Source organism: Pseudomonas argentinensis, assembly GCF_001839655.2.
In the GTDB taxonomy this organism is placed as follows: domain Bacteria; phylum Pseudomonadota; class Gammaproteobacteria; order Pseudomonadales; family Pseudomonadaceae; genus Aquipseudomonas; species Aquipseudomonas argentinensis_B.
This window is the reverse complement of sequence record NZ_CP056087.1, coordinates 2368749-2387924: the sequence shown is the minus strand read 5'-3', so window position 1 is coordinate 2387924 and position 19176 is coordinate 2368749. Positions and strand designations below refer to the sequence as shown.

Annotated in this window: 19 protein-coding genes and 1 pseudogene; 16 read left to right on the top strand and 4 right to left on the bottom strand. The window is 65.0% G+C overall.

The window, feature by feature from the left end:
• Positions 1-50: 50 nt before the first annotated feature.
• From ccoN (SA190iCDA_RS10700) to hemN, 14 genes and pseudogenes are all read left to right on the top strand, one after another.
• Positions 51-1490: a cytochrome-c oxidase, cbb3-type subunit I gene (gene ccoN, locus SA190iCDA_RS10700; RefSeq protein WP_070887082.1), complete on the top strand. Its 1440-nt coding sequence runs from the start codon at positions 51-53 to the stop codon at positions 1488-1490.
• Positions 1490-2098, top strand: coding sequence for a cytochrome-c oxidase, cbb3-type subunit II (gene ccoO / locus SA190iCDA_RS10695; RefSeq protein WP_070887083.1), 609 nt, complete (start codon positions 1490-1492; stop codon positions 2096-2098). Before ccoN (SA190iCDA_RS10700) ends, ccoO (SA190iCDA_RS10695) begins: the two co-directional genes overlap by 1 nt.
• 4 nt (positions 2099-2102) lie before the next feature.
• Positions 2103-2288, top strand: coding sequence for a CcoQ/FixQ family Cbb3-type cytochrome c oxidase assembly chaperone (locus tag SA190iCDA_RS10690; RefSeq protein WP_013791955.1), 186 nt, complete (start codon positions 2103-2105; stop codon positions 2286-2288).
• Complete coding sequence (ccoP, locus tag SA190iCDA_RS10685; RefSeq protein WP_070887084.1) at positions 2285-3220, top strand: cytochrome-c oxidase, cbb3-type subunit III; 936 nt, start codon at positions 2285-2287, stop codon at positions 3218-3220. Before SA190iCDA_RS10690 ends, ccoP (SA190iCDA_RS10685) begins: the two co-directional genes overlap by 4 nt.
• 233 nt (positions 3221-3453) lie before the next feature.
• Positions 3454-4908 (top strand): cytochrome-c oxidase, cbb3-type subunit I, encoded by a 1455-nt coding sequence (gene ccoN / locus SA190iCDA_RS10680; RefSeq protein ID WP_070887085.1) that lies wholly within the window; start codon positions 3454-3456, stop codon positions 4906-4908.
• Positions 4905-5513 (top strand): cytochrome-c oxidase, cbb3-type subunit II, encoded by a 609-nt coding sequence (ccoO, locus tag SA190iCDA_RS10675; RefSeq protein ID WP_070887086.1) that lies wholly within the window; start codon positions 4905-4907, stop codon positions 5511-5513. Before ccoN (SA190iCDA_RS10680) ends, ccoO (SA190iCDA_RS10675) begins: the two co-directional genes overlap by 4 nt.
• Positions 5514-5517: 4 nt before the next feature.
• A complete protein-coding gene (locus SA190iCDA_RS10670; protein ID WP_070887087.1) occupies positions 5518-5718 on the top strand; it encodes a CcoQ/FixQ family Cbb3-type cytochrome c oxidase assembly chaperone in 201 nt (66 codons plus the stop codon).
• On the top strand, positions 5715-6662 hold the full coding sequence (gene ccoP / locus SA190iCDA_RS10665; RefSeq protein WP_070887088.1) for a cytochrome-c oxidase, cbb3-type subunit III: 948 nt from the start codon (positions 5715-5717) through the stop codon (positions 6660-6662). Before SA190iCDA_RS10670 ends, ccoP (SA190iCDA_RS10665) begins: the two co-directional genes overlap by 4 nt.
• Positions 6663-6842: 180 nt before the next feature.
• Entirely contained in the window at positions 6843-8249 is a 1407-nt protein-coding gene (gene ccoG, locus SA190iCDA_RS10660) for a cytochrome c oxidase accessory protein CcoG (protein ID WP_070887089.1), read from the top strand.
• 355 nt (positions 8250-8604) lie between these two features.
• Positions 8605-9111 (top strand): FixH family protein, encoded by a 507-nt coding sequence (locus SA190iCDA_RS10655; protein WP_070887090.1) that lies wholly within the window; start codon positions 8605-8607, stop codon positions 9109-9111.
• 11 nt (positions 9112-9122) lie between these two features.
• Positions 9123-11548 (top strand): annotated as a pseudogene (locus SA190iCDA_RS10650) (heavy metal translocating P-type ATPase).
• Entirely contained in the window at positions 11545-11748 is a 204-nt protein-coding gene (gene ccoS, locus SA190iCDA_RS10645) for a cbb3-type cytochrome oxidase assembly protein CcoS (protein ID WP_070887092.1), read from the top strand. Before SA190iCDA_RS10650 ends, ccoS begins: the two are co-directional and overlap by 4 nt.
• Complete coding sequence (locus tag SA190iCDA_RS10640) at positions 11741-12424, top strand: sulfite exporter TauE/SafE family protein (protein ID WP_070887093.1); 684 nt, start codon at positions 11741-11743, stop codon at positions 12422-12424. The genes ccoS and SA190iCDA_RS10640 overlap by 8 nt, the downstream gene beginning before the upstream one ends.
• 121 nt (positions 12425-12545) lie before the next feature.
• A complete protein-coding gene (gene hemN / locus SA190iCDA_RS10635; protein WP_070887094.1) occupies positions 12546-13928 on the top strand; it encodes an oxygen-independent coproporphyrinogen III oxidase in 1383 nt (460 codons plus the stop codon).
• Positions 13929-13968: 40 nt separating this feature from the next.
• On the opposite strand, the gene SA190iCDA_RS10630 is transcribed toward hemN, so the two are convergent.
• Positions 13969-14454: a hypothetical protein gene (locus SA190iCDA_RS10630; RefSeq protein WP_070887095.1), complete on the bottom strand. Its 486-nt coding sequence runs from the start codon at positions 14452-14454 to the stop codon at positions 13969-13971.
• Between the two features lie 144 nt (positions 14455-14598).
• Between SA190iCDA_RS10630 and fnr the strand changes: the two genes are divergently transcribed.
• Together fnr and SA190iCDA_RS10620 are read left to right on the top strand one after the other, a co-directional pair.
• Positions 14599-15333, top strand: coding sequence for a fumarate/nitrate reduction transcriptional regulator Fnr (gene fnr, locus SA190iCDA_RS10625; protein WP_070887096.1), 735 nt, complete (start codon positions 14599-14601; stop codon positions 15331-15333).
• 26 nt (positions 15334-15359) lie between these two features.
• The gene (locus tag SA190iCDA_RS10620) at positions 15360-15908 is read left to right on the top strand and encodes an adenine phosphoribosyltransferase (RefSeq protein ID WP_070887097.1); all 549 of its coding nucleotides are present in this window, start codon (positions 15360-15362) and stop codon (positions 15906-15908) included.
• A gap of 399 nt (positions 15909-16307) precedes the next feature.
• On the opposite strand, the gene sppA is transcribed toward SA190iCDA_RS10620, so the two are convergent.
• From sppA to rluC, 3 genes are read right to left on the bottom strand one after another with little or no spacing between them, the layout of a single operon-like run.
• Positions 16308-17282, bottom strand: coding sequence for a signal peptide peptidase SppA (sppA, locus tag SA190iCDA_RS10615; RefSeq protein ID WP_070887098.1), 975 nt, complete (start codon positions 17280-17282; stop codon positions 16308-16310).
• Positions 17272-17967 carry an HAD-IA family hydrolase gene (locus tag SA190iCDA_RS10610; RefSeq protein WP_070887099.1) on the bottom strand — a complete coding sequence of 232 codons (696 nt, stop codon included), beginning with the start codon at positions 17965-17967 and terminating at the stop codon, positions 17272-17274. Before SA190iCDA_RS10610 ends, sppA begins: the two co-directional genes overlap by 11 nt.
• Entirely contained in the window at positions 17960-18913 is a 954-nt protein-coding gene (rluC, locus tag SA190iCDA_RS10605) for a 23S rRNA pseudouridine(955/2504/2580) synthase RluC (protein WP_070887115.1), read from the bottom strand. The genes SA190iCDA_RS10610 and rluC overlap by 8 nt, the downstream gene beginning before the upstream one ends.
• Positions 18914-19176: the final 263 nt, after the last annotated feature.

Sequence of the window (19176 nt, the reverse complement as noted above, 5' to 3'; positions counted from 1 at the left end):
GCGCGGGGGCTGCAGATGATCTGCCCATAACCGTGGATGGAAACCCAGACATGAACACAACAACCAGTTCCGCCTATAACTACAAGGTGGTTCGCCAATTCGCCATCATGACGGTGGTGTGGGGCATAGTCGGGATGGGGCTCGGCGTGCTTATCGCGGCGCAGCTCGCCTGGCCGTGGCTCAACTTCGACCTGCCGTGGACCAGCTTCGGTCGCCTGCGGCCCCTGCACACCAACGCGGTGATCTTCGCCTTCGGCGGCTGCGCCCTGTTCGCCACCAGCTACTATGCCGTACAGCGCACCTCCCAGGCCACGCTGTTCGCACCGAAGCTGGCGGCCTTCACCTTCTGGGGCTGGCAACTGGTGATCCTGCTGGCGGCCATTACCCTGCCGCTGGGTTACACCAGTTCCAAGGAATACGCCGAGCTGGAATGGCCGATCGACATCCTGATCACCATCGTCTGGGTCAGCTATGCGATCGTGTTCTTCGGCACCATCATCAAGCGCAACGTCAGCCACATCTATGTGGGCAACTGGTTCTTCGGCGGCTTTATCCTCACCGTGGCGCTGCTGCACGTGGTCAACAACCTGGAAGTGCCGGTCACCCTGACCAAGTCCTACTCGCTGTATGCCGGCGCCACCGACGCGATGATCCAGTGGTGGTACGGCCATAACGCGGTGGGCTTCTTCCTGACTGCGGGCTTCCTGGGCATGATGTATTACTTCGTGCCCAAGCAGGCCGGGCGCCCGGTGTATTCCTATCGCCTGTCGATCGTGCACTTCTGGGCGCTGATCACCCTGTACATCTGGGCCGGCCCGCACCACCTGCACTACACCGCCCTGCCGGACTGGGCGCAGTCGCTTGGAATGGTGATGTCCCTGGTGCTGCTGGCGCCAAGCTGGGGCGGCATGATCAACGGCATGATGACCCTCTCGGGCGCCTGGCATAAGTTGCGTACCGACCCGATCCTGCGCTTCTTGGTGGTGTCCCTGGCGTTCTACGGCATGAGCACCTTCGAAGGCCCGATGATGGCCATCAAGACCGTCAACGCCCTCTCCCACTACACCGACTGGACCATCGGCCACGTGCACGCCGGGGCCCTTGGCTGGGTCGCCATGGTGTCGATCGGCTCGCTGTACCACATGATTCCCAAGGTGTTCGGTCGCGAGCAGATGCACAGCATCGGCCTGATCAACGCGCACTTCTGGCTCGCCACCATCGGCACCGTGCTGTACATCGCCTCGATGTGGGTCAACGGCATCGCCCAGGGCCTGATGTGGCGCGCGGTGAACAGCGACGGCACGCTCACCTACTCCTTCGTCGAGGCGCTGGAAGCCAGCCATCCCGGCTTCGTGGTGCGGGTGATCGGCGGCGCGATCTTCTTCACCGGCATGCTGCTGATGGCCTGGAACACCTGGCAGACCGTACGCGCCAGCAAGCCGGAAGAACTCGAAGCTGCAGCTCTTTACTCGGTTGAGGGAGCCCACTGATGAAACACGAAATCGTCGAAAAGAACGTCGGCCTGATGGCGTTGCTGATGGTGTTCGCCGTCAGCATCGGCGGGCTGACGCAGATCGTCCCGCTGTTCTTCCAGGACGTGGTCAACGAGCCGGTGGCCGGCATGAAGCCCTACACCGCGCTGCAGCTCGAAGGCCGCGACGTGTACATCAAGGAAGGCTGCGTGGGTTGCCACTCGCAGATGATCCGCCCGTTCCGCGCCGAAACCGAGCGCTACGGCCACTACTCGGTGGCTGGCGAAAGCGTGTGGGACCACCCCTTCCTGTGGGGTTCCAAGCGCACCGGCCCGGACCTGGCCCGGGTTGGCGGCCGCTACTCGGACGAGTGGCACCGCGCGCACCTCTACAACCCGCGCAACGTGGTGCCGGAATCGAAGATGCCCGCCTACCCCTGGCTGGTCGAGAACGTGCTGGACGGCAAGGACACCCCCGCCAAGCTCAAGGCCATGCAGTTTCTCGGCGTGCCCTACACGGATGAGGACATCGCCGGCGCCACCGCCGCGGTGAAGGGCAAGACCGAGATGGACGCCCTGGTCGCCTACCTGCAAGTGCTCGGCACTGCGCTGAAGAACAAGAGGTGATCCCATGCTTACCGACCTGATCGACATCGGCATGGTGCGCGGCATCGGTACCGCCCTGGTACTGATCGCCTTCACCTGCGTGACGCTGTGGGCCTACAGCGGCAAGCGCGCCAAGGCCTTCGAGGATGCGGCGAACCTGCCCTTCGCCGATGAACCCAACAAAGCAGCAGTAAGGAAAGACACCCCATGAGCACTTTCTGGAGCGGGTACATCACGCTGCTGACCCTCGGCAGCCTGGTCGCGTTGTTCTGGCTGCTGTTCGCCACACGCAAGGGGGAACGCAAGAACATCACGGACCAGACCATGGGCCATTCCTTCGACGGCATCGAGGAGTACGACAACCCCCTGCCGCGCTGGTGGTTCATGCTGTTTCTCGGCACGCTGATCTTCGCCGCCGGTTACCTGGCGCTGTATCCTGGCCTGGGCAACTTCAAGGGCCTGCTGCCCGGCTATGAGGATGGCTGGACCCAGGTCGCCCAGTGGGAACGGGAGGTGGCCAAGGCCGACGCACAGTACGGGCCGATCTTCGCCAAGTACTCGGCCATGCCCCTGGAACAGGTGGCCCAGGACGAGCAGGCGCTGAAGATGGGCGGCCGGCTGTTCGCCACCTATTGCTCGATCTGCCACGGCTCGGACGCCAAGGGCGCGGTGGGCTTTCCCAACCTGACCGACGAGAACTGGCGCTGGGGTGGCGACGCCGAAACCATCAAGACCATCATCCTCAACGGGCGCATTGGCGTGATGCCGGCCTGGGGCCAGGTACTCGGTGATGACGGGGTGCGCAACGTCGCCGGCTACGTACGCCACGAACTGGCGGGGCTGCCGCTGGCCGAGGGCAGCAACGTCGACCTGGAACAGGGCAAGCAGCTGTTCTCCACCACCTGCGTGGCCTGCCATGGCCCGGCGGGCAACGGCATGGCAGTGCTCGGCGCGCCGGACCTGACTCACCCGGGTGGCTGGATCTACGGCTCGAGCCTGGCGCAGCTGCAGCAGACCATCCGCTATGGCCGCAATGGCCAGATGCCGGCCCAGGAGCAGTACCTGGGCAACGACAAGGTGCACCTGCTGGCGGCCTATGTGCTGAGCCTGAGCCGTAGCAAAACCGCCGAAACGAGCAAGTAACCCTGAGGCGAAACCTGGGAGTGCATTCCCGGGTTTCGCTTCGCTCTACCGAGGCTACCCCCAATCCCTCTGCGCTCGCCCGAACGAGCAATGTCCGCGCCAGCCAAGGCTGCTGACAGAACCCTTGCACCACATTTCCCACGCATTGCACCACCCCTGCCGGTCGGGGATACTCGCGCCGCCTGAAATGCCTGTCGCCCCGCGGCAGCGCCCAGCCCAGCGTGGAACCCAGCATGAGCCCAGCAAGCAGTCCGGCTGCCTACAACTACAAGGTGGTGCGCCAGTTCGCGGTGATGACCGTGTTCTGGGGCGTGGTGGGCATGGCGCTGGGGGTGTTCATCGCCGCGCAACTGGTCTGGTCGCAACTGAACCTCGACCTGCCCTGGACCAGCTTCGGCCGCCTGCGCCCGCTGCACACCAATGCGGTGATCTTCGCCTTCGGCGGTTGCGCGCTGTTCGCCACCAGCTATTACGTGGTGCAGCGCACCTGCCAGGTGCGGCTGGTTTCCGACCGCCTGGCGGCCTTTACCTTCTGGGGCTGGCAGGCGGTGATCGTCGCCGCGATGATCAGCCTGCCGCTGGGCTACACCAGCAGCAAGGAATACGCCGAGCTGGAATGGCCCATCGACATCCTCCTGGGCATCGTCTGGTTCACCTATATCGGCGTGTTCTTCGGCACCCTGTTCAAGCGCCGCACCCGGCATATCTACGTGGCCAACTGGTTCTTCGGCGCATTCATCCTGGTCACCGGCATGCTGCACCTGGTCAACAGCGCCGCCGTGCCGGTCAGTCCCTTCAAGTCCTATTCGATGTATGCCGGTGCCACCGACGCGATGATCCAGTGGTGGTACGGCCACAACGCCGTGGGTTTCTTCCTGACCACCGGTTTTCTGGGGATGATGTATTACTTCGTGCCCAAGCAGGCCAATCGGCCGATCTACTCGTACCGGCTGTCGATCGTGCACTTCTGGGCGCTGATCACCCTGTACATCTGGGCCGGCCCGCACCACCTGCACTACACCGCTCTGCCGGACTGGGCCCAGAGCCTGGGCATGGTGATGTCGATCATCCTCCTGGCACCGAGCTGGGGCGGCATGATCAACGGCATGATGACCCTCTCCGGCGCCTGGCATAAATTGCGCACCGACCCGATCCTGCGCTTCTTGGTCGTCTCCCTGGCGTTCTACGGCATGTCCACCTTCGAGGGGCCGATGATGGCCATCAAGACGGTCAACGCGCTGTCCCACTACACCGACTGGACCATCGGCCACGTACACGCCGGCGCCCTGGGCTGGGTGGCGATGATCACCTTCGGCGCGCTGTATCACCTGATCCCCCGGGTGTTCGGCCGCGAGCAGATGCACAGCCTGGCGGCGATCCACCTGCACTTCTGGCTCGCCACCATCGGCACCGTGCTGTACATCGTCGCCATGTGGGTCAATGGCATCACCCAGGGCCTGATGTGGCGGGCGGTGCATGAAGACGGCACGCTCACCTACTCCTTTATCGAGTCCGTATCGGCCAGCCACCCGGGCTACCTGGTGCGCATGATCGGCGGCGCGATCTTCTTCACCGGCATGCTGCTGATGGCCTGGAACACCTGGCGCACCATTCGCGCCGCCCGGCCGGCCGAGTACGACGCCGGCGCGCGTATTCCCCTGGCGCAAAACGGGGGGGCCGGGCGATGAAGCACGACCTGATCGAAAAGAACCTCGGCCTGATGACCCTGCTGATGGTCATCGCCGTGAGCATCGGCGGCCTGACCCAGATCGTGCCGCTGTTCTTTCAGGACGTGGTCAACGAGCCGGTGGCCGGAATGCGGCCCTACACCGCGCTGCAGCTCGAAGGCCGCGACATCTATATCCGCGAAGGCTGCGTGGGTTGCCACTCGCAGATGATCCGCCCGTTCCGCGCCGAAACCGAGCGCTACGGCCACTATTCGGTGGCCGGTGAAAGCGTGTGGGATCACCCCTTCCTGTGGGGCTCAAAGCGCACCGGCCCGGACCTGGCGCGGATCGGCGGGCGCTACTCGGACGACTGGCACCGCACCCACCTGATCAATCCCCGCGACCTGGTGCCGGAATCGAAGATGCCCGCCTACCCCTGGTTGGCCGAGCGCAGGCTCGACGGCGCCCTGAGCGCCGAAAAGCTCAAGGTCATGCAGGGCTTCGGCATTCCCTACAGCGACGAGGATATCGCCAAGGCCCGCGAGGCGGTGGCAGGCAAGAGCGAGCTGGATGCATTGATCGCCTACCTGCAGGTGCTCGGCACCGCGATTCCCAACAAGCGGTGACGCCATGCCAGCCTTTTTGACCGACATCGGCACCATCCGCGGCATCGGTACCGCGGTGGTGCTCATCGCCTTCATCGCCGTGGTGCTCTGGGCCTACAGCAGCAAGCGCAAGTCCAGCTTCGACGAGGCGGCCAACCTGCCCTTCGCCGACGAGCCGCAGAGCGCCAGCCAGCAGGACCAGAAGGCTGGGGACGACAAGCCTTGAGCACCTTCTGGAGCCTGTTCGTCGCCCTGACCACCCTGGGCACGCTGCTGGGCCTGGCCTGGCTGCTGATCGCCACCCGCAAGGGTCAGCGCCCGGGCGACAGCGAGCGGACCACCGGGCACAACTTCGACGGCATCGAGGAATACGACAACCCGCTGCCGCGCTGGTGGTTTCTGCTGTTTTTAGGCACCCTGGCATTCGCCTTCGGCTACCTGCTGCTCTACCCCGGGCTGGGCAACTTCAAGGGCCTGCTGCCCGGCTATGACGGGGGTTGGACCCAGGTCGGCCAGTGGCAGCGCGAGATGGCCGAGGCCGATGCGCGCTACAGCCCGCTGTTCGCCGGGTACGCCGCCATGCCGATCACCGAGCTGGCCAGGGACGAACAGGCGCTGAAGATCGGCGGCCGGCTGTTCGCCAACAGCTGCGCCACGTGCCACGGCGCCGACGCCAAGGGCGCCTTCGGTTTTCCCAACCTGACCGATGACGCCTGGCTGTACGGCGGCGACCCGGAAACCATCAAGACCTCCATCCTGCAGGGCCGCCAGGGCGTGATGCCGGCCTGGCAGACCATTCTCGGCGACGACGGCGTGCGCGACGTCACCGGCTACGTGCGCAGTCTCTCGAACCTGGAAAACCCGGCGGACATCGCCGTCGATCTAAACGCGGGCAAACAGCTCTACGCCAGCAACTGCGCCATGTGCCACGGCCCCGATGGCAAGGGCCTGCAGCTGCTCGGCGCGCCGAATCTGACGGACAAGGCATGGCTGTACGGCTCCAGCTTCGCCCAGGTGCAGCAGACCATCCGTTATGGACGCAGCGGCAAGATGCCGGCGCAGGCGGACTTTCTCGGCAACGACAAGGTGCACCTGTTGGCCGCCTACGTGTACAGCCTGTCGCAACGCGACAAGGCGCAGGCAGAAGCGCAAAGCCGGCAGAAAGATTGAGTGCACTGATCTGGGTCAGGACGACTTGATCATGCAACGCCTAGCATGGCCCTGCACCTACCCTGCGACGGGTAGCCGCAAGCCCGATCCGGCCTGGCGGCGTACCATCGGCGCAGCGAACGATCGCGACCGGCACGTATCGGTCGCGGCAGGCCCGACCAACCGTTGTGGTAGCCCTCGATGAGCCAACAGATCCCCGTCAAGAACGTCACGCCGCCCGCCGGCGAGACCATCGACCTCTATGCCAGCCGCGAGAAGATCCACACCCGCGCCTTCAGCGGCTTCTACCGCAACCTGCGGCGCGCTGGCGGGGCCCTGCTGTTCATCCTCTACTTCGGCACCGTGTGGCTGAACTGGGACGGCCACCAGGCGGTGTGGTGGAACCTGCCCGAGCGCAAGTTCCACATCTTCGGCGCCACCTACTGGCCCCAGGACTTCGTGCTGCTCTCGGCGCTGCTGATCATCGCCGCCTTCGGATTGTTCTTCATCACCGTGTTCGCCGGCCGGGTGTGGTGCGGCTACACCTGCCCGCAGAGCGTGTTCACCTGGATCTTCATGTGGGCGGAAAAGGTCACCGAGGGCGACCGCAACCAGCGCATGAAGCTGGAAAAGGCGCCGATGAGCGCGGACAAGTTCATCCGCCGCTTCGCCAAGCACAGCATCTGGCTGGGCGTTTCCCTGGTCACCGCGCTGACCTTCGTCGGCTATTTCGCGCCGATCCGCGAGCTGCTCGCCGAACTGGTCACCTTCGAGGCCAGCGGCTGGGCGCTGTTCTGGATTGCCTTCTTCACCCTCGCCACCTACGGCAATGCCGGCTGGCTGCGCGAGCAGGTGTGCATTCACATGTGCCCCTATGCGCGCTTCCAGAGCGTGATGTTCGACCAGGACACCCTGATCGTCTCCTATGACCCGCGCCGTGGCGAAGCCCGCGGCCCGCGCAAGAAGAGCGCCGACCACAAGGCTCAGGGCCTGGGCGACTGCATCGACTGCACCCTGTGCGTGCAGGTGTGCCCCACCGGTATCGACATCCGCGACGGCCTGCAGATCGAGTGCATCGGCTGCGCCGCCTGCATCGACGCCTGCGACGCCGTCATGGACAAGATGAACTACCCGCGCGGGCTGATCAGCTACACCACCGAGCACAACCTCTCGGGGCAGCAGACCCGCCTGCTGCGCCCGCGGCTGATCGGCTATGCCATCGCCCTTTTGGCCATGCTGGCGGTATTCGCCTGGGCGGTGAGCAACCGCCCGCTGGTGGAGCTGGACGTGCTCAAGGATCGGGTACTCTACCGCGAGAACGAGCTGGGCCGGATCGAGAACGTCTACACCCTGAAGATCATGAACAAGGCCCAGCAGGACATCGTCTACCGCATCGAGGCCGAGGGCCTGGACGGCCTGGTCTACGAAGGCCGCCGCGAAGTCCGCGCCCTGGCCGGCGAAGTGCTGGCGATGCCGGTGGAGCTGTCCATCGACGCCGAGAAGCTGCCATCGAGCACCAACGAGATCACCTTCCATATCCGTGCCACCGACGACGACAGCATCCACAACGACGCCAGCAGCCGCTTTATCGGCCCGAGCGTGAGATAGCCTGAACGTCAGCTCGGGCTTTTTGATGTGATTTCACACAGGATGCCCAGGCGACAAACAAACGCCCCTTCAGGAGGCCGAGTGGAATCATTGTGCAGGGGGACGAGCAGCATGGATGCGGCGAGAGGCCTGATGGGCCAGGGATGGCCCTTCCAGGCCGGCCCCCGGAGCAATGATGGAGCGAGGGAACCCCAGCGAAGCTGGGGCCGGATGTCGGGGCTAGACCTTTTGGTTTCTTTTGGCGGGGCCGGCCATCCGGGCAATGCCAAAAGAAACCCGCTCGTCAGAGCGGAAATGAACGCACTGACAATACGGTAATTGTCACAAACCGCAAATGTGAAGGATCCATCCAGCCATGAACGAAGACCCCCAACCCGCCCCCTGGTACAAACAGTTCTGGCCCTGGTTCCTGATCGCCCTGCTCGGCTACTCGGTGATCCAGGGGCTGACCCTGCTGACCATCGCCACCCGCAACCCGCCGGGGCTGATCTCCGACGACTATTACGACGTCGGCAAGGGTATCAACCAGTCTCTGGAGCGCGAGTACCTGGCAGTCCGCCTGAAGCTGCAGGCGACGCTGGACCTGGACGACGAACGCGGCACCGCCGAGCTGCAACTGCACGGCGCCAGCGCGCCGGCGCAACTGGTGCTCAACCTGGTATCGCCGACCCAGCCGGAGCGCGACCGCCGCGTGGTGCTGCAGTCTCAGGGCCAGGGCCTGTACCGCGGCAGCCTGCAGGACAGCGTGCAGGGCCGGCGCTTCGTCGAGCTGATCGGCCAGGAAGGCGGCCAGGACTGGCGCCTGTTCGAGGAAGAAACCCTGCAACCCGGCAAGAGCCTCCAGCTCGGGGATGAACACTGATCGACACCTCGATTGCCACCGGCGCGCCGCTCGAACGCAGCAGCCCGGCCCCCTGCTACCACTGCGGCCTGCCGGTGCCGGCGGGTAGCCGCTTCACGGCCGTGGTGCTGGGCCAGTCGCGGGAGCTGTGCTGCCCGGGCTGCCAGGCGGTGGCCGAAACCATCGTGCAGAACGGCCTGGAGCATTACTACCGCCACCGCAGCGAAGCGGCCAACAATCCCCGGCAATTGCCCCAGGCGCTGCCCGACGAGCTGGCCCTGTATGACCGCCGCGACGTGCAGCAGCCCTTCGTCGAACAAAGCGGCGAATGGAGCGAAACCAGCCTGCTGATAGAGGGCATCAGTTGCGCGGCCTGTGGCTGGCTGATCGAAAAGCACCTCAATGCCCTGCCTGGTGTGGCCGAGGCCCATCTGAACCTGTCCAACCATCGCCTGCGGGTGCGCTGGAGCGCCAGCGCCCTGCCCTGAGCCAATTGCTCGGCGAAGTGCGTGGCATCGGCTACGCCGCCCATCCCTGGCAGGCGGATGCCGCCGCCGAGCAACTGACCCGGGAAAACCGCCGCGCCATGCGCCAGCTGGGCGTGGCCGGGCTGCTGTGGATGCAGGTGATGATGGCGAGCATGGCCACCTGGCCGGAGTTCAACGTCGACCTGAGCCCGGAGCTGGACAGCATCCTGCGCTGGGTCAGCCTGTTTCTCACCACCCCCATCGTCTTCTACTGCTGCGGCCAGTTCTTCCGCGGCGCCCTGCGCGACCTGCGCACCCGCCACCTGAGCATGGACGTCTCGGTGTCGCTGGCCATCGGCGGCGCCTACGCGGCGGGCATCTGGTCCACCGTCAGCGGGCATGGCGAGCTGTATTTCGATGCGGTGGGCATGTTCGCCCTGTTCCTGCTCAGCGGTCGCTACCTGGAACGCCGCGCCCGGGAACGCACCGCCGCGGTCACCGCGCAACTGGTCAAGTTGCTGCCAGCCTCGTGCCTGCGCCTGGATGAACAGGGCCAGGGCCAGCGCATCCTGCTCAGCGAGCTGCAACCCGGCGACCAGGTGCTGGTGCCGCCGGGTGCGCTGATCCCGGCCGACGGCCAGGTACTGGCCGGGCAGTCCAGCGTCGATGAATCCCTGCTCACCGGTGAGTACCTGCCACAGCCACGCGGCGTCGGCGATGGCGTGACCGCCGGCACCCTCAATGTCGAGGGGCCGCTGACCGTCGAGGTGCAGGCGCTGGGCGATGCCACCCGGCTGTCGGCCATCGTCCGCCTGCTCGAGCGCGCCCAGAGCGACAAGCCGCGCCTGGCCGAGATCGCCGACCGGGTGGCGCAATGGTTCCTGTTGATCGTGCTGGTGGTGGCGGCCATCGTCGGCCTGGTCTGGTGGCAGCTCGATGCGTCGCGGGCGTTCTGGGTGGTGCTGGCCCTGCTCGTCGCCACCTGCCCCTGCGCCCTTGCCCTGGCCACACCCACCGCGCTGACCACCGCCACCGGCACCCTGCACAAACTCGGCATGCTGCTGACCCGCGGCCATGTGCTCGAAGGCTTGGAGCAGATCGACACGCTGATCGTCGACAAGACCGGCACCCTCACCGAAGGCCGTCTGACCTTGCGCGCCGTGCATCCCCTCGGCGATCTGGATGGCGACACCTGCCTGGCCCTGGCCGCGGCGCTGGAAAGCCAGTCGGAACATCCGATCGCCCGCGCCTTCGGCCATGCCACGGCACGGGTCGAGGCGCTGCACAACGTGCCAGGGCTGGGCCTGGAAGGTGTGGTCGAGGGGCGCCGGCTGCGTATCGGCCAGGCCGCTTTCGTCAGCGCACTCAGCGCCAGCCCCGCACCGGCCTTCAACGGGGAACAGGGCCAATGGTTGCTGCTCGGTGACGAACAGCGGCCGCTGGCCTGGTTCGTACTCGACGACCGCCTGCGCGACGATGCGCCGGCCCTGGTCGAGGCGGCGCGCGGGCGTGGCTGGCAGATCCTGCTGCTCAGCGGCGACAGCTCGCCCATGGTCGGCGAAGTGGCCCGCCAGTTGGGTATCGACCAGGCACGCGGCGGGCTGACCCCGGACGCCAAGCTGGCCATCCTGCGTGATCTGCAGACGCAAGGCCGCCGCGTGCTGATGCTCGGCGACGGCGTCAACGACGTGCCGGTGCTCGCCGGCGCCGACATCAGCGTGGCCATGGGCTCGGCCTCGGATCTGGCCAAGACCAGCGCCGACGCCGTGCTGCTCTCCAACCGCCTGACCAGCCTGGTCGATGCCCTGCGCCTGGCACGCCGCACCCGCACGGTCATCATCGAGAACCTAGCCTGGGCCGGCCTGTACAATGGCCTGGTGCTGCCCTTCGCCGCCCTGGGCTGGATCACCCCGATCTGGGCCGCCCTGGGCATGTCGCTCAGCTCGTTGCTGGTGGTACTCAACGCACTGCGCCTGGGGAAAGCACCATGACCGCGCTGTACATCCTGATTCCCGTCGCCCTGCTGCTGGTCGCCTTCGCCGTGTGGCTGTTCTTCTGGGCGGTGGACAGTGGCCAGTACGACGACCTCGACAGCCCGGCGCACCGCATCCTCTTCGATGACGATGACCCACGCCACCAGGCGGCGGTGAAACAGGCCAAAGACGAGCCCACGCCGAAAGACCATGACTGACCTGCTGCCACAACTGCTCTCCGCGCTGATCCTCGGCCTGCTCGGCGGCGGCCATTGCCTGGGCATGTGCGGCGGGCTGATGGGCGCGCTGACCCTGGCCATCCCGGCCGAACGGCGCCAGCAGCGCCTGCAGTTGCTGGTCGCTTACAACGCTGGGCGCATTCTCAGCTATACGACTGCCGGCCTGCTGCTCGGCCTGGCCGGCTGGGCCCTGGCCAGCGGGCCGCTGGCCTCTGTGCTGCGCAGCATCGCCGGCCTGCTGCTGATCGCCATGGGCCTGTACCTGGCCGGCTGGTGGAGCGGCCTGACGCGTATCGAAGCGCTCGGCCGTGGGCTGTGGCGCCGTCTGCAACCGTTCACCCGGCGCCTTATGCCGATCACCAATGTGCCGCGTGCCATGGTTCTCGGCGGCCTGTGGGGCTGGCTGCCCTGCGGCCTGGTGTACAGCACCCTGCTGTGGGCGGCGAGCCAGGGTGATGCCCTGCGCAGCGCCGCCCTGATGTTCGCCTTCGGCCTCGGTACCCTGCCCGTGCTGCTGGCCACCGGGCTGGCAGCCGAGCGCCTGGTCGGCCTGCTGCGCCGGCGCGGGGTGCGCATCGCCGGCGGCCTGCTGGTGATGCTGTTCGGCCTGTGGACCCTGCCCGGCCCTCATCAGCATTGGTTGATGGGGCACTGACGCCCGATCTGCAAATGACTGAGCGATCCCACCACCACTGCGACCCCATGACTCAGATCAAAAAGCCCCGTCCATGCGCCCCCTAGACTGCTGAGCATTCAATGCTGAAGCGGAATTCGCCATGCTCGATGTCATCCAGTGGGACTGCGACCTGATCCGCCGCTACGATCAAGCCGGCCCGCGCTACACTTCCTACCCGACCGCCGTGCAGTTCCACGACGGCGTCGGCTCCTTCGACCTGCTGCACGCCCTGCGTGACAGCCGCCGCGCGCTGCGCCCGCTGTCGCTGTACCTGCACCTGCCGTTCTGCGCCAACATCTGCTACTACTGCGCCTGCAACAAGGTGATCACCAAGGATCGCGGTCGCACCCAGCCGTACCTGCAGGCGCTGGAGCAGGAAATGGCGCTGATCGGCCATCATGTCGACAAGCGCCAGCGCATCGAACAGCTGCACCTGGGCGGCGGCACCCCGACCTTTCTCAGCCATGACGAACTGCGCCAGTTGATGAGCAAGTTGCGCGAGCACTTCAGCCTGCTCGACGACGATTCCGGCGACTACAGCATCGAAATCGACCCCCGTGAGGCGGACTGGTCGACCATGGGCCTGCTGCGCGAGCTGGGCTTCAACCGGGTCAGCCTCGGCGTTCAGGATCTCGACCCCAAGGTGCAGCGCGCCATCAACCGCCTGCAGAGCCTCGAAGAAACCCGCGCCATCATCGAGGCCGCGCGCACCCTGCAGTTTCGCTCGGTGAACATCGACCTGATCTACGGCCTGCCGCTGCAGACGCCGGAAAACTTCGCCCGCACCTTACAACAGGTCATCGCCCTGCAGCCCGATCGCCTGTCGCTGTTCAACTATGCCCACCTGCCGGAGCGTTTCATGCCGCAGCGGCGCATCGACAGCGGGCAGCTGCCCAGCGCGGCAGCCAAGCTGGCCATACTGCAGGGCAGCATCGAGCAGTTGGCCAGCGCCGGTTATCGCTATATCGGCATGGACCATTTCGCCCTGCCCGACGACGAGCTGGCCAGCGCCCAGGAGGACGGCAGCCTGCAACGCAACTTCCAGGGCTATACCACCCATGGCCACTGTGACCTGATCGGCCTGGGGGTGTCGTCGATCAGCCAGATCGGCGACCTGTACTGCCAGAACACCACGGACCTGGCTGCCTACCAGGGCAGCCTCAACAACCGGCAGTTGGCGACCCAGCGCGGCCTGGGCTGCAACCACGACGACCGAATCCGCCGTGCGGTGATCCAGCAGCTGATCTGTCACTTTCAGTTGGAGTTCGCCGACATCGAGCAGCGCTTCGCCATCAACCTGCGCAACTACTTCGCAGGCACCTGGCCGGCGCTCGAGCAGATGCATCGCGACGGCCTGATCGATCTGCGTGACGGCGGCATCGAGGTGCTGCCCGCCGGCCGGTTGCTGGTGCGCTCGCTGTGCATGGCGTTCGACCGCTACCTGGGCGAGACCAGCCTGCAGCGCTTTTCGCGGGTGATCTGAGCAGTGCCCCCGGCAGGACCGAGACGCCGCGCACCCGTCCTCACTTGGCCATCAACGAGGCGACGGTGGCGCTCTGTTCACTGTTGAGTTTCTGATCACGCATCACTTTCACCAACTGGGCGTTGGCGGTGCTCAAGGCGCCACTGATCGAACCGACTTCGGTCTGCAAGGCACGCACCCTGGCCTGCTGCGCCTCATCCTCCCTATCGCCCTGGGCCATCAGGGCCTGCAGATCGGCCATCTTCTCGGCCAGTTGGGCCTTGAGCTCGCGGATCATCTTGAGCAATCGTTTTACCTCGTCGGGCAAATTGCTCTCGTCGATATCGGCGTTCTTGTTTTCCGCTTCCCGGGAACGGGCCAGGCCAACGTCCGACAGGCTCACCTTCACGCCTGGTGCGGAGCCGGCTTCCTCGCCTGGCGCCGCAGCGGCTTGCTCTGCCGCCTCGTTAGGCGCCGCTTCAGCCACGGGCGCTGCGCTGGCGGTCACATAGCTGCGCTCTCTCGACACATTGGTCGCCACTTGCATCACACCGCTCCCTGCTTCTGGACTGATCGATACAGGTCTATCGGCAGGCGCGTGCGACACTTGAGCACCCTGCGGCAGGTGGCCGCGCACCCCTCTGGTGCGTTACCCTTACAACTTCTGAGTGATTACCTAGGGATAAGGGCGATGTCCGAAAGCATCAAGCTGCGCACAACTCATCAGGCACACTGCAAGGATTGCAGCCTCGCCAGCCTCTGCCTGCCCCTGTCGCTGGATCTCAAGGACATGGACGCGCTCGACGATATCGTCAAACGCGGCCGCCCTCTGAAAAAGGGCGAGTTCCTGTTCCGCCAGGGCGACACCTTCAACTCGGTGTTCGCCGTGCGTTCCGGCGCACTGAAGACCTTCAGCCTGAGCGACGCCGGCGAGGAGCAGATCACCGGCTTCCACCTGCCCAGCGAACTGGTCGGCCTCTCCGGCATGGACACCGAGCTGTACCCGGTGTCGGCCCAGGCCCTGGAAACCACCTCGGTCTGCGAGATTCCCTTCGAGCGTCTCGACGAGCTGTCGGTCAGCCTGCCGCAACTGCGCCGCCAGCTGATGCGCGTGATGAGCCGCGAGATTCGCGACGACCAGCAGATGATGCTGCTGCTCTCCAAGAAGACCGCCGACGAGCGCATCGCCACCTTCCTGGTCAACCTGTCCGCGCGCTTCAGCGCCCGTGGCTTCTCGGCCAACCAGTTCCGCCTGGCCATGTCGCGCAACGAGATCGGCAACCACCTGGGCCTGGCCGTGGAAACCGTGTCGCGGGTGTTCACCCGCTTCCAGCAGAGCAACCTGATCGAAGCCGAAGGCAAGGAAGTGCATATTCTCGACCCGATCGAGCTGTGCGCCCTGGCAGGTGGTAACCTTAACGGCTGATACTCCCGTTAAGGATTCACCCTGCCATGATCTTTGATGAATTCACCATCAAGACCCTTATCCGCCCGGTCAACGACTTCCCCAAACCGGGCGTGGTGTTTCGCGACATCACGCCGCTGTTCCAGTCCCCGCGCGCCCTGCGCATGGTCATCGACAGCCTGATCCAGCGCTACGTCGAAGCGGACTTCAGCCACGTCGGCGCGATGGATGCACGGGGTTTTCTGATCGGCTCGATTCTTTCCTACGAGCTGAACAAGCCGCTGGTGCTGTTTCGCAAGCAAGGCAAGCTGCCGGCTGACGTACTCAGCCAGGGCTACCAGACCGAATACGGCGAAGCCTTTCTGGAGGCCCACGCCGACAGCCTGTGCGAAGGCGACAAGGTGCTGATCGTCGATGACCTGATCGCCACCGGCGGCACCCTGCTGGCCGCCGTGCAGCTGGTCAAGCGCATGGGCGCCGGCATTCACGAGGCGGCGGCGATCATCGACCTGCCCGAGCTCGGTGGCTCCCGCCGGCTGCAGGACATGGGCATTCCCACCTACAGCCTGACGGCCTTCGCCCTGGACGAGCGTTGATGCAAAGGTGATCAGCCAATAAAAAACCCGGCCAAGTGCCGGGCTCTTTATTCGAGTTTTACTCAATGTCTAGCGAGCTAGCGGGCCGTTGAAAAACGTAGGCGAGGCAGCCAGTGCAAGGCAAAAACAGGCGAAAAAGCGGAGTTACGAGCTGTAAATAAGCATTTTGAGCCTGTTTTTAACGCAGCAATGGCAACGCAGGTAGTTTTTCAACAGCCTGCTAGAGCAGTGCAAGGCGAAATCAGGCGAGGAAGCGAGTGTACTGTTGTACATGAGCATGACTCGCTTCGCTCGCCCTCTGGGCCGCGCTAAAGCGCATTAGCTGCAAGCGGCTAGCCGACCGGGCTGACGATCCAGCCTGATTTCAACGCAGCAGTGCCAACGCGCAGCAGACATTAATTAACGCAGAGTAGGCCCCTGGAAACCCATCCACAGCGCGATGTGCTCCGCCACGCTGGCACCCAGCTTCTTGGTGAAGCGATCCAGCGGGCTTTCCTGCACGGTGAAGTCGACCATCTCTTCCTGGCCGATCACCTCGCGGGCCACGTAGCTGGTGCTGCCCAGCCCGTCGATCAAGCCGAGGCTCAGGGCCTGCTCGCCGGACCAGATCAAACCGGAGAACAGCTCGGGATGCTCGGCATCCTTGAGGCGATCACCACGGCCCTTCTTCACGCTGTCGATGAACTGCTTGTGGGTGGTGTCCAGCACCGTTTTCCAGAAACGGGTTTCCTCGTCCTTCTGCGGCTGGAACGGGTCGAGGAATGCCTTGTGCTCACCCGAGGTGTACACGCGACGCTCGACGCCAAGCTTCTCCATGGTGTCGACGAAGCCGAAACTTGCCGCCGTGACGCCGATGGAACCCACCAGGCTGGCCTTGTCGGCGTAGATCTGGTCGGCGGCGCTGGCGATGTAATAGGCACCCGATGCACCGAGATCGGAAATCACCGCATAGACCTTGATGTCCGGGTGCTCGCCACGCAGGCGGCGAATTTCGTCGTACACGTAGCCCGACTGCACCGGGCTGCCGCCCGGGCTGTTGATGCGCAGGACCACGCCCTTGGTGTTCGGATCCTTGAAAGCAGCGCGCAGGCTGCCGACGATGTTGTCGGCGCTGGCCGCTTCCTTGTCGGCGATCATGCCGCGCACCTCGATCACCGCGGTGTGGGCCGTGCTGCTGCCGCCCTGCGTGCTGATCAGCGGCGAGAACAGCGCCAGGGCGCCGAACAGGTAGATGAAGGTCAGCAGCTTGAAGAAGATGCCCCAGCGACGCGAGCGGCGCTGCTCGTGGACACTGGCCAGCAAGGTCTTCTCGAGGAGCTTCCAGCTCTTCGGGTCACTCTCGGAGACCGACGACGTCTTTCTCTCACCCCACATGCTCAATCTCCTCGGTTCGGGTCTCGGCTACCCTGCTGCTCAGCCAGGTACTCAATTGCATGAAATGGTCGATCGACAACTTCGGCTGATAAAGGCTCAGCGCCTCCAGCGTCTGGGCACCATAGCCCACCGCCACCGAATCCATACCCGCACGCTGCGCCATCAGCAGGTCGAACGACGAGTCGCCGACCATCAGCGCCTGCTCGGCGCTCACCCCGCAGTGTTGCAGAATCTCGTGGAGCATCCGCGGGTCCGGCTTGCTGGCCGTTTCATCGGCGCAGCGGGTGATGTCGAAGTAATCCTGCCAGCCCAGGGTATCGAGAATCCGCTGCAGGCCTCGGCGGCTCTTGCCGGTGGCGACCGCCAGCTGATAGCCCTGCTGGCGGAACCTCGCCAGGCTCTGCTCGACACCGTCGAAGAACGCCGAAGGCGTCTGGTCCAGGGCCACATAGCAGTCGCTGTAGCGGGCATGGAAGCGTTCGACGTGCGCCGCTTCGCCGAGTTCCGGATAAAGGGTGGTGATCGCCTCGGGCAGCGCCAGCCCGATGATGCCCTTGACCGCCTCGTCGCTGCGCCGCGGCACGCCGCACAGATCGGCGGCCTGGTGCATGGCGGTGACGATGCGGGCGATGGAATCGACCAGGGTGCCGTCCCAGTCGAAGATCAGCAGCTCGTAGTCACGCACTCAGGCGCTCCACGGTGCGTGCCCACATCTCGTCGACCGGCGCCTCGAGCTTCAGCACGCCGCCCTCGGGCAGCGGGATGTTCAGCTCGTAGGCATGCAGGAACAGGCGCTTGCCGCCCAGCTCGCGAATCTCGCGGGTGAAGTCGTCATCGCCGTACTTGCTGTCACCGGCGATGCAGTGCCCGCCGTACTGGGCGTGCACGCGAATCTGGTGGGTACGGCCGGTCACCGGCTTGGCTTCGATCAGGGTGGCGAACTCGCCGAAGCGGCGCAGCACGCGGAATAGGGTCAGCGCCTCCTTGCCTTCGGGGTTGACCTCGACCATGCGCTCGCCGGAACGCAGGTTGCTCTTGAGCAGCGGCGCGTTGATCTGCTTCTTGGCGGTCGCCCAATGGCCGCGCACCAGTGCCATGTAGCGCTTGTCGACACCGTCGCCGCGCAGCTGTTCGTGCAGGTGGCGCAGCATGCTGCGCTTCTTGGCGATCATCAGCAGGCCCGAGGTGTCACGGTCCAGGCGATGCACCAGTTCCAGATCCTTGACATCCGGACGCAGCTGGCGAAACGCCTCGATGACTCCGTAATTGAGGCCGCTGCCACCATGCACGGCGATGCCGGCCGGCTTGTTGAGCACGATCAGCGCCTTGTCTTCATAGACGATGGCGGCTTCCAGGCGCTGCAACAGCCCCTGAGCCAGCGGCTCGGGCTCGTCGCGCTCGGCCAGACGCAGCGGCGGCACGCGCACGACATCGCCGGCCTGCAGCTTGTACTCGGGTTTGATGCGCCCCTTGTTGACCCGTACCTCACCCTTGCGCAGGATGCGGTAGATCAAGGTCTTGGGAACGCCCTTGAGCTGGTTGCGAAGGAAGTTGTCGATGCGCTGACCCGCGAGCTCAGGCGCGACCTCGAGCAGCTGAACGCCGGAGGTTGGGGGAGTAGGTGTCGTCATGGCCGCGATCATACAATTTTTATGCATTTGAAGCACTTAATCATTGCTGCTATAGTCGCGAATGCCGTCAAAAGCGGCCTGATTCGCGGATGTTGCCAAACCGCCATCGCGAATCGAGCAACCCACTTCAGGACATAAGGCCGTCCGACGGGCATCTCACAGAGCGAAAGGCCGGCATGGCTGCTCGAGAAACTCGGAAACAAGGCCTGAGACACAGATGCGTGACCCGTCCAATTGGACGGTCGCGGTAATGCCAACCCGCT